The following is a 13639-nucleotide window of genomic DNA, read 5'->3' as shown; positions in this document are numbered from 1 at the left end:
GCAACCCGTCCGCTCAGCAGATTCCTAGTCCAACCGTTTTTCAACAATCCATCCCAACCGGTGCTACCCTGCTAATATGATCAAGAGTGAAATCAATTCCCGGGTTTTCTGGGGCGCATCCGCGATCATCGCCCTGTTGTTGGTGACGACGCTCGCCATGCCGGGGACGGCCGACGCCGCGTTCAAGGCGGCGCAGAACTGGGCGATCGACACGTTCGGCTGGTTCTATATCTCGGCGGTCGCAGTATTTCTGGTTGTGGTATTGACGCTCGGTTTCGGACCTGCGGGCAAGCTGAAGCTCGGTCCCGACGATGCGGAACCCGACTTTCCCTATTTATCGTGGCTGGCGATGCTGTTCGCTGCGGGCATGGGGATCGGGCTGATGTATTTCGCTGTCGCCGAGCCGATCCAGCATTACATCTCGCCGCCCGAGGCACCGAGCGGCACGATCCTCGCCGCGCGGGAGGCGATGGCGATCACCTTCCACCATTACGGCGTCCACGCTTGGGCGATCTATGCGCTGGTTGGCCTGAGTCTCGCCTATTTCACCTATCGCAAAGACATGCCGCTAACATTGCGGTCCGGCCTTTCGCCGATCCTAGGCAAACGGATCGACGGACCGCTGGGCGACGCGATCGACATCTTCGCGGTGTGCGGAACCGTGTTCGGCGTATCGACCTCGCTGGGCTTCGGCGTGTCGCAGATGACGGCGGGGTTGGCCTATGAATATGGCGTGCCGGACACGACGACGATGAAGATCGCGGTGATCGTGGTGGTCATGGGGGCGGCCACCCTATCGGTGCTGAGTGGAGCGGACCGCGGCATCCGCCGATTGTCGGAACTGAACCTGACCGTCGCCGTGCTGCTGATGCTGTTCGTGATGGCGGTCGGGCCGACGCTGTTCCTGCTGCGGGCGTTGGTGCAGAATTTTGGGCTGTATCTCGATCATTTCGTGATGCGGACCTTTACCCTCTATGCCTATGAACCGCGGGCGTGGATGGCGGACTGGACGTTGTTTTATTGGGCGTGGTGGATCGCCTGGTCGCCGTTCGTCGGCATGTTCATCGCCCGCATCTCGCGCGGGCGGACGATCCGCGAGTTCGTCATCGGCGTGTTGTTCGTGCCGACCGCCTTTACGTTCCTGTGGATGACGGTGTTCGGGAACACGGCGATCTCGCTCGACCTGGGGGTCGCGCAGGGTGGCATCGCCGATGCGGTGCAGGCGAACCTGTCCACGGCGCTGTTCAAGTTCCTCGAATATCTTCCCGCCGCCGGCGTCACGTCGACTTTGGCGATCGCGCTGGTCGCTATCTTCTTCGTCACGTCCGCCGATTCCGGCGCGCTGGTGATCGATACGCTGGCGTCCGGCGGGGCAGAGGAAACGCCCCGTTGGCAGCGCATGTACTGGTGCGTGCTGCTGGGGGTCACCGCCACCCTGCTGCTGATCGCTGGCGGTCTTGGCGCGTTGCAGTCGGCGACCCTGCTGGCGGCCTTGCCGTTTTGCTTCATCATGCTGCTGCTGGCGGTCGGCCTAATTCGCCAGACCAACGCCGATCTGTCGGGCGTAATACTGCCGGGCGATACGCCGTCGATCGGCGAGCGGATCAAGCGCCTGCTGGTCCCGGCACGCCGTGCCGACATCCTGCGACAAATGGCAGACAGCGGCGAACCCGCGCTTCGATCGGTGCAGGAGGCGATAGAGAAGGAAGGCTGGAACGCGAGTGAAGTGGAACAGCACGCGGACTCGGTCGAACTCACCATCACCGCAGCGGATGGTCGTCCGTTCGTCTATCGCCTGACGCCACGATCGCGTCCGCTTGCCGCCTATACTGCGCTGGATGCACCTGAAAGTCGTCGCAGCCTGACGTGGATACTTGCCGCACAGACCAATGGTGAAACCGGCTTTCGCGATCTGTCCGGATTTACGGCCGACCAGATCGCGAGCGACGTCCTGACGCAGATGGAGCGGTGGCGCCTTGCCGATACCAAGGTCCAGCGGACTTGAGCGGTCCCCGACGATCGAGTGGGTTGTGAACCGTTTGCCCATCGTGCAATATCGACCCAGGGTGTTCGCCGATCGCTGGTGCGGGCAGGTTCTAACGTTGGTCGGGCCGCCAACGCGGAACCTTTGCGCCCGGAGTATCGGCTTGCCCGAACGAACCTTCCTGCCTGCCGCCTTGCACATCGTCACATAGCGGGGAATTGCAGGTGGCTTTGCTGACCCTCATTTCCATGCCGTTCCTCGCGGTCATCCTGTTGATGGTGACCCGGCGAGCATCGCGGCAGGTCCATATGCTGATCGCTGCGAGCGCCAGTGCGGGCGGATTGGGCGTTTTGCTGTCGCAGGCCAACGCGGTGCTTTCCGGTTGGGCGCCGGCGGTAAGCGTGGCATGGCTACCCTCGCTCGGTCTAAATTTCAGCCTATGGCTCGATCCGCTGGCGCTGCTGTTCGCAGGGTTGATCCTCGGCATCGGGTTGCTCGTCGTCGTCTATGCGCAGGGGTATCTGGCCAAGGAAGAGCCGACCGCACGGTTCCTGTCGTTCCTGATGTTGTTCCAGGGTGCGATGGTCGGGATCGCCCTGTCCGGCAATGTGCTGCTGATGCTGGTGTTCTGGGAGCTGACCAGCCTGGCGTCCTTCCTCTTGATCGGTTTCTGGCGCGACCGTGCCGACGCGCGACAGGGCGCACGGATGGCGCTGACCATCACCGGCGGGGGCGGTCTCGCCTTGATCGCGGGCATGGTGCTGCTGGGCAAGGCGGCGGGCAGCTATGATCTGGCGACGATCCTGGCACGCGCCGATCTGGTGCAGGCCTCGCCGCTCTATCCCGCGATCCTGGTCCTGATCCTGGCGGGGGCCTTCACCAAATCGGCGCAGTTTCCGTTCCACTTCTGGCTGCCGCACGCGATGGCCGCGCCAACCCCGGTCAGCGCCTATCTCCATTCCGCGACGATGGTGAAGGCGGGGGTGTTCCTGCTCGCGCGGCTGTGGCCGGTGCTGGCGGGAACCGATCTGTGGTTCGGCATCGTCGCGTCGACCGGCCTGGTCACCATGGTGTTCGGCGCGGGCGTCGCACTGTTTCGCCACGATCTGAAGGCCATCCTCGCCTATTCGACGATCAGCCAATTGGGGCTGATGGTGATGCTGCTCGGCTTCGGGACGGGCGCGGCGGTGACGGCGGCGGTCTTTCACATCCTCAACCACGCAGCCTTCAAGGCGGCGCTGTTCATGCATGCGGGTATCGTGGACCATGAGACGGGCACGCGCGACATGCGGCGGCTGGGCGGCCTGGCAGCGGTCATGCCGCTGACCGCGACGCTTGGCGTGCTGGCCGCCGCCGCGATGGCGGGCCTGCCGCCGCTCGGCGGGTTCATTTCCAAGGAGATGATGCTGGAGCAGAGTGCGCACACCGTGTGGGCGGGACAGGCCTTGCTGGTGCCCGTGCTGGCGACCATCGCGGCGATGCTGTCGGCGGCCTATTCGCTGCGCTATGCGGTGGCGCTGCATTTCGGCGCGCGGCGGACCGGCGATGTCGCCGCGCCGCACGATCCGGGGGCCATGCTGCTGGGGCCGCCCGCGATACTGGGCGCGGCCGCGCTGGCGCTCGGACTGTTGCCGATGACCCTGGCGGGGCCGCTGGTGGCCGCTGCCAGCGCCGCGGTGACGGGCGGCGCAGCGCCCGAACTGCATCTCGCATTATGGCATGGCGTCAATCCGGCGCTGCTGATGAGCGTGGGCGCGGTCGCGGTCGCGATCCTGATCCTTTGGTGGCATCCGGCGGTGGCCAAAACCGTTGGCCGCATCCCGTCACCCGACGCCAAGCATCTGTTCGACCAAGGCCTGACAGCGATCGTCGAGGGGCTGCGTCGCGCGTCGCGCGTGATCCATGTCGCGTCGCTGCAACGCTATCTGGTGATCTTGTTCGTCGTCGCGCTCGCGCTCGGCAGCGACGCCGCGTTCCGATCCGGTATCGCGGCCGGGGATCGGCCGACCACCCCTGCGTCGCTGGCCGCCATCGTCGCCTGGGCCGCGCTCGTCGTCGCGACGGTCGCCGTGGTGGCGGTCGACCGGCGGCGGTATCTCGCGCTGATCTTCATCAGCGTCATCGGCCTCGTCATGGCGCTGGCGTTCATTCACCTCTCCGCCCCCGATCTCGCGCTCACCCAGATTTCGGTCGAGGTGGTGACGATCCTGTTGATGCTGCTGGCGCTGCACCTGTTGCCGGGCAATCCGCCTCGCCTTTCCAGGATGTCGCGACGGCTGCGCGACGGCGTGATCGCGGTGGCGGGCGGGCTGGGCACTGGCTGGCTTGCCTGGACCATCATGACGCGGCCGGTGCGTGAGGGAATTTCTCGCTTCCACTGGGACAACAGCTATTCGGGCGGGGGCGGCACCAATGTCGTCAACGTCACGCTGGTCGACTTTCGCGCGTTCGACACGCTGGGGGAGATCACGGTCCTGGGCATTGCTGGCCTTGCCATCTTCGCCCTGCTCGAACCCGCGGCGCACGGTGTGGCCGGTCGACGGCTGCGCGAATGGCGGTCGGAGGATCGTTTCTCGCCCGAGCGTCACCCGATGATGTTCGTCATGGCGACCCGGTTGCTGTTACCGCTGGCGCTGCTGGTCGGATTGTACGTGTTCCTGCGCGGGCATAACCAGCCGGGCGGCGGCTTCATCGCGGCGCTGATCTTCTCCATCGCGATCCTGCTGCAGTATCTGGCGTCCGGCTTCGACTGGACCGATGTCCGGCGACGGATCGGTGAGCATCAACTGATCGGGTTCGGCGTGCTGATCGCGGTGGCGACGGGGCTCGGCTCGCTGGTGTTCGGCGCGCCGTTCCTGACGAGCAGCTTCGGCCATTTCCATCTGCCCTTGATCGGCGAGTTCGAACTGGCGACGGCGATGCTCTTCGATCTGGGCGTCGCCTGCGTCGTCGTCGGCGCGGTGATGATGGCGCTCGAACAACTCGCCCATGTCGCGCAGCGGGCGGCCAGGCATGATGGCGAGGACGCATCATGAGTCTGGAGTTTCTGGTCGCGTCCGCCATCGGCGTGCTGGTCGCCGGCGGCATCTACCTCGCCCTGCGCGGGCGGACGTTTCAGGTCGTGCTGGGGCTGACGTTGCTGTCCTATGCGGTCAACCTGTTCCTGTTCGCGATCGGGCGGCTGATCGTCGATCGCCCGCCGCTCTATGCCAAGGGGGTGGCCGACCATGCCGATCCGCTGCCGCAGGCGCTGGTCCTGACCGCGATCGTCATCACGTTCGGCATGACCGCGCTGACGGTCATCCTGTCGCTGCGCAGCTTCCTCGAAAGCGGATCGGATCAGGTCGACGGCCTGGCCGAACCCGAAACGGAGGGTGAGGCATGACGCTTGCCGACCATCTCCTCGTCGCGCCGATCGTCCTGCCGGCGGTGACCGCGCCGATCGCCCTGCTGCTGATGCGACGTCATCGCGCCTTCGCGCTGGCCGTGTCGCTGGGCGGGGGTATGGTGATGCTGGTCGCGAGCATCGCGCTGTTCGCGATGGCACAGGACGACGCGATCCGCAGCTATGCGCTGGGCGCGTGGCCTGCGCCGTTCGGCATCGTCCTGATGCTCGACCGGCTGGCCGCGATGATGCTGGTGCTGGCGGCGGTACTGGGGATCGTCGTGCTGGCCCATGCCGTCGTCACTGGCGCGGACCAGCGGGGCTGGCATTTTCATCCGCTGTTCCATTTCCAGCTGATGGGACTGAACGGCGCATTCCTGACCGGCGACCTGTTCAACCTGTTCGTCTTCTTCGAAGTGCTGCTGATCGCGTCCTATGGACTGATGCTGCACGGGCAAGGCGCGTTGCGGTTGAAGGTTGGCGTCGCCTATGTCGTGGTCAACATCGTCGGATCGGCGCTGTTCCTGATCGCGCTGGGGCTGCTCTACGGCCTGACGGGCACGCTCAACATGGCGGATCTGGCGGTGAAGGTCGCTGCGCTGGGGGCGCAGGATCAGGGACTGCTGCGCGTTGCCGGGCTGTTGTTGCTGACGGTGTTCGCCTTGAAGGCGGCGGTGGTGCCGATCCATCTCTGGCTGCCACGCACCTATGCCGCGACGATGCCGGTGGTCGCGGCGCTGTTCGCGATCATGACCAAGGTCGGCGTCTACACGATGATCCGCACCGTGCCGCTGATCTTCGGGGCCAAGGCCGGCGCGGCGGCGTGGGTGTCCGCGCCCTATCTGCTGCCGGCGGCGATCCTGGGGGCGATCCTTGGCTTTGTCGGGGTGCTGGTGGCGCGCGGCATGCGCGAACAGGCGGCGTTCGCGGTGCTCGCGTCGACCGGTACGCTGCTGATGGCAGTGTCGTTCTGGCGGGAAGCGACGTTGGCCGCCGCGCTCTATTATCTGGTACAGGCGACGCTGGCCGGGGCCGCGCTGTTTCTCGTCGCCGACGTGACGATGCGGCGGCGGGGCCAATATGCCGATGCGATCGTTCCCAGCCCGCGCTTCGCCGGGCAGGATGGTGCGGGGCTGCTATACCTGGTCGCGGCGATCGCAGCGGTCGGGCTGCCGCCGCTGGCGGGCTTCGTGGGCAAGCTGCTGATCCTCGATGCCAGCTTTGCCCTGCCGGGTTGGCAAGTGGTCTGGACGACGATCCTCGTGACGACTTTGGTCGGCGTCATCGGCTTTTCGCGCGGCGGCTCGCCCCTGTTCTGGAAGGACGCCCCGCCGGCCTCCGCCGCCATTGCAGGCGCCAGCCGGTCGCGCGCCGAGTTCGTTGCCCCGGTTGTTCTTCTCGCCCTGCTGGCGGTGCTGACCGTCACGGCCGGTTGGGTGACAGCGCAAACACGTGCGACGGCGGCGCAGATCATGGCGCCCGAACGCTATGTCACGGCAATATTGGGGGCGACGCGATGAAGCGGCTGCTGCCCCATCCCGCGCTGTCCGCGATGCTGCTGATCGTCTGGCTGCTGATGGCGAACACCATCACCATGGGCGGCATCTTGCTGGGCGGCTTCTTCGCGCTGATCCTGCCGAAGTTCACGCAGCCGTTCTGGCCAGACCGCCCCCGGATGCGCTTCGGTCGCGCCTTTCTGGCCTATCTGGCGATCGTGGTGTTCGACATCGTCGTCGCCAATTTCCAGGTCGCGCGGCTGATCCTGTTCCGGCGCAATCGCGATCTGCGTGCCCGCTGGTTGATCGTGCCCATCGAACTGACCACGCCGGAGGCGATCACGATGCTGGCAGGCACGATCAGCCTGACGCCGGGCACCGTGTCATCCGACGTGTCGGCGGATGGCCGTTACCTGCTGGTCCACGCCCTCGATGTCGCCGACGATGCCGCGGAGGTCGCCCGGATCAAGACGCGCTACCAGGCGCGCTTGCAACGGATTTTCGTATGATCGCCATCGCGCTCCACATCGCCGCGGGCTGCATCGCACTGGCGCTGTTGCTGAACCTCTGGCGGCTGCTGCGCGGGCCCGCGCTCGGCGACCGGATCATGGCGCTCGACACGATGGTCATCAACGCCATCGCCCTGATCGTGCTGATCGGCATGATCGGCGGCAACGATACTTATTTCGAGGCTGCGTTGCTGCTCGCCATGGTCGGGTTCATCAGCACCATCGCCTATTGCAAGTTCATCCTGCGCGGGGACATCGTGGAATGAGCGTCATCGCCGACATCGTCATCGTCGCCCTGTTGCTGCTGGGGGCGGGGTTCGCGCTGATCGGCAGCTGGGGGCTGGTCCGCCTGCCCACGACGATGGAGCGGTTGCACGGCCCAACCAAGGCCACCACCCTGGGGCTTGGCGCGCTGCTGATCGCCTCGGTGGTCTATTTCCAGACACGGCTCGGCATCTGGACTGCGCATGAATTGCTGATCTCGCTGTTCCTGTTCATCACCGCACCGATCTCGGCCAACATGATTGCCAAGGTCCATTTGCATCGGAATCGAACTGGCGCCGCCAACGAACCGGTCGGTATCGCCGGTCCGCCACCGCGGCCGGGCGAAGAGGGCGACTGGGCGACGTTCGAGGCGCCGAAGCGGGAAACCCCCGCATCGACCGCGAACAGCTGACGCTAGCACCGTGGACATCGGCCATCGGACACCGGATTACCACCTGTACCGCCGCAGCCGGACGCCGGTCTGGTTGGCGCTGTCGTGGCGGGCGCTGCTGGCTCTGGCGCTGATCGGCGTCGCACTGGCGGTCCACTGGTTCGACCGTGAAGGACTGCGTCAATCGTCCGGTGAGCCGGTCACCTTTGCGGATATTCTCTATTTCACCATGATCACGGTCACGACCGTCGGCTATGGCGATATCGTGCCGGTCACCCAGCAGTCGCGGATGTTCGACACCTTTGTCGTCACGCCGATCCGGTTGTTCGTGTGGCTCATCTTCCTGGGAACCGCCTATGACTTTCTGCTCAAGCGCGTATGGGGACGGTGGCGCATGTCGGTGATCCAGCGACAGTTGCGCGACCATGTCGTGATCGCCGGCTTCGGCAACAGCGGATCGGAAGCGGCCAGCGAATTGATCCGTCGGGGCGCGCACCCGGACACGGTCGTCGTCATCGACGAAAGCCCCGCCGCCTTGCGCCAGGCTGAAGCGCTCGACGTCGCTGTCATGGAAGGCAATGCCACGCGCGACGCCGCGTTGCAGGCGGTTCGGGTCGGTACGGCCCGCGCGCTGATCGTAGCGGCGGGGCGCGACGACACGTCGATCCTGATCGTCCTGACGGCGCGCCGAATCGCACCGACATTGCCGATCAGCGTGGTGATCCGATCGCTCGATAACGAAGCCATCGCCCGGCAGGCCGGCGCCGATACCGTCATCAACCCTGCTAGCTTTGCTGGATTGCTCCTCGCCGGATCGACGCACGGCGTCCACCTCGCTGATTACATGGCTGATCTGGCGGCGACCGATGGCCGCGTCGCACTGCGTGAGCGGTGCGTCACGGCGGAGGAGATCGGAATCCCCCTGCGGGCGATCACGTCAGGGCTTGGCCATCGAATCTATCGGGGCGGAACGATGATCGGTTTCTGGGAACCGGGGGCGAACCGTCTCGTAGCGGGCGACGTGATCCTTGAGGTCGTGCCTGCAGCGGGCCAGGACTCGGATGGCCCGGCATGACCGACTGGTTGGTGGCCATCGACGCCCATCGCGCCGTGTTGGGGCTGGTATTCGTCGTCGCCCTGTTCGTCGCCTTTGCGCTCGAACGCTTTCCGCCTGTCACGATTGCGGTGGCGGGGGCCGCGATCATGATCGCGCTGGGTTGGCTGACGCCGCCCCTTGTCACCGCCGCGTTCGCCAATTCGGCACCGATCACCATCGCGGCGTTCTTCATCCTGTCGGGCGCATTGGTGCGGACCGGCACGATCGAGGCTCTGGCCAGCCTGATCGTTCGGCGAGCAGGCCGCGCGCCCCGGCGAACCGTGGCCGAAATGTTGACCGGTGCGGCCATCGCGCCGGCCTTCATCAACAATACGCCGGTCGTCATGGTGCTGATCCCGCTGGTCCGGCGGCTAGGCCGAACCGTCGGTATTCCGGCCACCCGGCTGCTGATCCCGCTCTCGTATCTCTCGATCCTGGGGGGCACACTGACCTTGGTCGGCACCTCGACCAACCTGCTGGTCGACGGCGTGGCACAGGCGAACGGACAGCCGGGGTTCGGCATTTTCGAGATCACCACGGTTGGGCTGGTGACCATGGCGGCGGGGGTGGCGACGATGCTGATTCTCGGTCCCCGATTGCTGCCCGCCCGACCCGACAATGCCATCGCCGACCGGCACCAGCTCCCCTATCTCACTGAGATCGCCCTGCTGCCGGAGGCGTCATCCCAAAGCCCGCGCATCGCCGACCTGTCGTTCCTGCGGCGTGATGCAGTACGTCTGATCGCCGTCCGGCGCGGATCGCGAGTTGATCGCAACCCGGATCCCGACATGGTGCTGCTGCCCAGCGACCGGTTGATCGTCAGCGCCACGGCCGACGAACTCGACGATCTGGCGCGAAGCGAAACCTATATGGTCGGTCTTCAGAATGTGGGGCGTCCGATCCGCCTGTCCGATGGGGCGCGTTCGGACGATGTGCAACTCATCGGCCTGACGATCAGCCCGACGCATCCGGCACTGGGCCGCGAGTTGCGCGATATTCCCTTTCTGTCGAACCTGCCGGCACGCGTTCTAGGAATCGGTCGGGCGCGGCATTTGCCGGGACCCGACCTCGCCAGCGTAAGGCTGCGGGCTGCCGACAGCCTGCTGGTCGCGGCGGATGCTACCGCCATGGCCGAACTGCGCGCCAACACCAATTTGATCGCGGAGGATACCAGCCATATCCGCCGCTTCCGTCGGCAGCGCGCTCCGATCGCGATCGGAGCGCTAATCGGCGTGATCGCGCTGGCTGCGCTCGGCATCCTGCCTACCGCGCTGCTGGGCATGATCGGCGTCGGTATCGTCCTCGTGACCCGGTGCGTCGATGCCGAAGAAGCATGGCGATCGATCGACGGCAGCGTGTTGGTACTTATCTTCGCTATGCTCGGCATCGGCAGCGCGCTGGAGGCAATCGGGACCGTCGACCTGATTGTCGGTGCAATCTCTCCATGGCTGGCGACCCTGTCGCCGCTAGGAGTAATCCTCGTCCTGTATTTTTTGACCTCCGCCCTGACCGAAACCGTCACGAACAACGCGGTTGCCGTCATTATGACGCCGGTCGCAATAGGGCTGGCACAGGCGACCGGGCAAGATCCCCGCGCGCTCATCATCGCCGTGATGTTTGCGGCTTCGGCCAGTTTCGCGACGCCCGTCGGGTATCAGACCAATACGATGGTCTATGCGGCAGCCGATTACCGCTTTTCCGATTTTGTCAGGATCGGATTGCCGATGAACGTCTTTGTTGGCCTGTCCACCTGCCTGGCTATCAGTTGGCTTGTATAGCTTCGGTGGGTCCGAACTGGCTTTGCAAGCTGCTAGATTGATAAGAATAGGGCGTTTGCCGCACGATCATCGTTTATCAGAGCGAACTGCCATGGCTGAACCACGTAAAGGATGTGGTAACGGCTCGGGGAAAATGAAGAGATGGCACACATCTGCGCACAATGGCATTGTTATCAATCGACTTGAGGCATTCTACCTTAGCCGATGGCGAAGCGGTGCTCAGGGATGACGTCGAGCAAATATAACGATTGGTTAGGTGCAGCGGCATTGCCATGATGATCATTCAATTCGCGACTTCTTCGTTCGGTAAGGAAATCGAGCGATGCCTTGGTGGCTTTCCATGGCCGGCTTGACGCGTCCGGCTTGCCCCCCGCGTAATCGAAAATCGCCTCACGATAGAATGCGAGTAATCCTTCCAATCGGCTGGCGTATCCGTGATATTGCTGGCAGTGTTCATACGGCGCCAACGGCGTCGCGAGCACTTTGCCCGCAATCAGGGCGTCGACCATTGCCGGCAGTTGCTGCTCTGCCTGAATGAGGCGGCGGATGGCAACGGCCATAGCCGCGAGCACGGGCAGTCCATACCACTCGGTTGCGAACACCCTGGCCCCAACGCCACGGGTCTGCGGCATCGCGGTTCGCGCAATCAGCGCATCGTCTTCGCGAAGGCGCCCCGCGATGTACTGCATCAGGCGGGGCAGATCGAGGCGTTCGCCGCCATGTTCCAGCATATCGGGATGCTTGCGAATCCGTTTAGCGATCATCCGGATTAGCGGATCGGCATGCCTCGCCAGCGGCAGGTTCACGCCGCTCGGCACACATGCGATTTCGCCAAGTCGCCAGTCGCCCGAGCCGAAGTACAGGTCGAGCGAGGTCTCGAGCGCGGTTCGACGTGCCCGCATCCGGTTGAGCGCCCGTTCTGGCGCGATCGACTGGCTCGACCCAGGCACTAGATGACCGAACGACGGGGCCTTCGTCAGCCTCGCGCCGACCATTTGCACGTCATGCGCGCACCAGATTAACGCCTGTACCACGAGCAGATTGCGCAGCTTCGGCATGGAGGCAGGATCGTTGCTTGCCAAGTTCTGCAGGCGACGGATCACCAGCGCGAACCGCCCGCCGACCAGAGCCGTATAGAGTTGCTGGTCGTGATCACGCAGAGTCGCCAAGGCCTGAACATGAAGGTTGAACGCCTTTTCCGGCGCAACCTTCCCTGCCCAGCCGCTGACGATGACGTCGGTTGTGTTGGTTGCACCATTGCGCATCATCAGCCCGCGCAGGAATGCGTTGAGCGCTCCGCGATCGGTCGGGATCAGATCGAGTGGGGGCAGTTCTTCCTTGGCGTCGAGGATCGCTGCGGGCAGCGACCGGATGTCGCTAAGCGTGGGCGCAAAGAGCCGTCGGCCGTAACCTGCCTCCGCGATGCCTTCGGCATAGATCCGGCGATGCATGTCGCTGACCAGCGTGGTGAGGTCGCCACCACTGGCGATCACACCGGCGAGCAGCGTATCGATGTCGGTCTTGCGCCCTGCGGTATCGAGAAATTGATGATAGCTGCCTTCGTAGCGCTGCTTGCCGAAGGTCGCCTGCTGCTTGCGCCGCTCCTTGCGGCTGACCCGGACCTGCGTCACAGTTTGCTGACCATGTCGTCGATCCGCGCCTGCAGCGCCCCGGCGCTTTCCGCCAGTCGCCTGCACAGTCCCTCGGCGTGACGATAGGCGTCATGGCCGGTCCGCTTTGCGGCGATCGGCGGCAAGGAAATCAGCCGCATACTGCTCGACACTGCTACTGACCTTGGTGCGGCAGGTGTGGACGAAAAATTCGGCGCTGGCCTGCTCAATGTTGAGAAAGCCCTGCAGGCGCAGGCGCCTGCCAGCTCGTTCGCGGCCGCACAGACGGCGTTGGCGCGCTTCGCTTCGCTGACCATGTCGGTCCCCTTTGGTGGGGCCGCGACCGTCGCCAACAAGATCGGCAACATGACCGTAGTCGACCGGTATGGCCGCGACTTCCGAATGACCGGGGCTGCGGGCATTTCGTCGTGGGGATCAGGGTTGCTGGCCGGCGCGATGCTGACGCCAATCGATCCGCCATGGATGGTGGCTAGCGCCAGCGATGCGCGCTTCGGCTTTGCTTCATCCGCTACGACAACAGGCTATTGGCAAGGTGCGCGTTCAAGCCGCCCTGCGGTTACGCGAAGCTACCGAGCGCGCTGGGTGGCCCCAGCGGGGCAGGACGGCTATTATATCGTCCGCCGCCCGCAGGCCTATGGAGCGGACCTGTGGGGCTATGACGCCAGAGCGAAAGCGCATCAGAAATTGCTGGCGGTCGTGCTGACCATGCGGTTCCCACATAGCTGGCAACCTGCCGACATCCTTTCGCTGGTCGGAATGTACACACTGGAAAAGCTGGCGCTGCACCGCCGACTGACCAGCATGATTGTCGTGCATATGCCAGGTGACGAACTGTCCGCTCGCCGGCCTCACGCCCATGTCGTGTGTCTGTCGCGCGTCCATCGCTCTTCTGGCTGGGGCGAAGTGCATCCTGATCTCGTCGCCAGAACCGCGCAGGCGCGATTCCAGCAGGAATGGGAGGGTTTCTACGACGTCTGGGTGCCGCGCTACCGGGACGGTTGAGCATGACGGGCGGGAACCCCAGCGGTCCCGCCCGCCTGCCGGGGGCAAGGCACGAAGGGAGAAGGATGGTCCCCGATCCGGGGATGAAAATGGAGAAGACGAT

Annotated in this window: 12 protein-coding genes; 10 read left to right on the top strand and 2 right to left on the bottom strand. The window is 64.7% G+C overall.

Going from position 1 to position 13639, the window contains the following annotated elements:
• Positions 1 to 76 precede the first annotated feature (76 nt).
• The 9 genes from MF609_RS02140 to MF609_RS02100 all read left to right on the top strand — a co-directional run bounded on the left by MF609_RS02140 (position 77) and on the right by MF609_RS02100 (position 10903).
• Positions 77 to 2005, top strand: a complete 1929-nt coding sequence (locus MF609_RS02140) for a BCCT family transporter (protein ID WP_242414676.1) — start codon at positions 77 to 79, stop codon at positions 2003 to 2005.
• Positions 2006 to 2208: 203 nt separating this feature from the next.
• On the top strand, positions 2209 to 5019 hold the full coding sequence (locus MF609_RS02135; protein WP_242414675.1) for a monovalent cation/H+ antiporter subunit A: 2811 nt from the start codon (positions 2209 to 2211) through the stop codon (positions 5017 to 5019).
• Complete coding sequence (locus MF609_RS02130; protein WP_193753123.1) at positions 5016 to 5369, top strand: Na+/H+ antiporter subunit C; 354 nt, start codon at positions 5016 to 5018, stop codon at positions 5367 to 5369. Before MF609_RS02135 ends, MF609_RS02130 begins: the two co-directional genes overlap by 4 nt.
• Entirely contained in the window at positions 5366 to 6889 is a 1524-nt protein-coding gene (locus MF609_RS02125; RefSeq protein ID WP_242414674.1) for a monovalent cation/H+ antiporter subunit D, read from the top strand. Before MF609_RS02130 ends, MF609_RS02125 begins: the two co-directional genes overlap by 4 nt.
• Positions 6886 to 7374: a Na+/H+ antiporter subunit E gene (locus tag MF609_RS02120; RefSeq protein ID WP_242414673.1), complete on the top strand. Its 489-nt coding sequence runs from the start codon at positions 6886 to 6888 to the stop codon at positions 7372 to 7374. The genes MF609_RS02125 and MF609_RS02120 overlap by 4 nt, the downstream gene beginning before the upstream one ends.
• A complete protein-coding gene (locus MF609_RS02115; RefSeq protein ID WP_242414672.1) occupies positions 7371 to 7640 on the top strand; it encodes a K+/H+ antiporter subunit F in 270 nt (89 codons plus the stop codon). The genes MF609_RS02120 and MF609_RS02115 overlap by 4 nt, the downstream gene beginning before the upstream one ends.
• On the top strand, positions 7637 to 8050 hold the full coding sequence (locus tag MF609_RS02110; protein ID WP_242414671.1) for a Na+/H+ antiporter subunit G: 414 nt from the start codon (positions 7637 to 7639) through the stop codon (positions 8048 to 8050). Before MF609_RS02115 ends, MF609_RS02110 begins: the two co-directional genes overlap by 4 nt.
• Positions 8051 to 8060: 10 nt before the next feature.
• Positions 8061 to 9104: a potassium channel family protein gene (locus MF609_RS02105; RefSeq protein WP_242414670.1), complete on the top strand. Its 1044-nt coding sequence runs from the start codon at positions 8061 to 8063 to the stop codon at positions 9102 to 9104.
• On the top strand, positions 9101 to 10903 hold the full coding sequence (locus MF609_RS02100) for an SLC13 family permease (protein WP_242414669.1): 1803 nt from the start codon (positions 9101 to 9103) through the stop codon (positions 10901 to 10903). The genes MF609_RS02105 and MF609_RS02100 overlap by 4 nt, the downstream gene beginning before the upstream one ends.
• A 197-nt stretch (positions 10904 to 11100) precedes the next feature.
• On the opposite strand, the gene MF609_RS02095 is transcribed toward MF609_RS02100, so the two are convergent.
• Positions 11101 to 12534: a hypothetical protein gene (locus MF609_RS02095; RefSeq protein WP_242414668.1), complete on the bottom strand. Its 1434-nt coding sequence runs from the start codon at positions 12532 to 12534 to the stop codon at positions 11101 to 11103.
• The gene (locus MF609_RS02090; protein WP_242414667.1) at positions 12531 to 12674 is read right to left on the bottom strand and encodes a hypothetical protein; all 144 of its coding nucleotides are present in this window, start codon (positions 12672 to 12674) and stop codon (positions 12531 to 12533) included. The genes MF609_RS02095 and MF609_RS02090 overlap by 4 nt, the downstream gene beginning before the upstream one ends.
• 37 nt (positions 12675 to 12711) lie before the next feature.
• Here MF609_RS02090 and MF609_RS02085 point away from each other — a divergent pair, with 37 nt between their 5' ends.
• The gene (locus MF609_RS02085) at positions 12712 to 13536 is read left to right on the top strand and encodes a hypothetical protein (protein WP_242414666.1); all 825 of its coding nucleotides are present in this window, start codon (positions 12712 to 12714) and stop codon (positions 13534 to 13536) included.
• Positions 13537 to 13639: the final 103 nt, after the last annotated feature.

Origin of the sequence: Sphingomonas panni, assembly GCF_022664435.1 — a bacterium.
Lineage (GTDB): Bacteria > Pseudomonadota > Alphaproteobacteria > Sphingomonadales > Sphingomonadaceae > Sphingomonas > Sphingomonas panni.
Note: the sequence above shows the minus strand (reverse complement) of the source record. Positions and strands in the feature narration are given on the sequence as shown.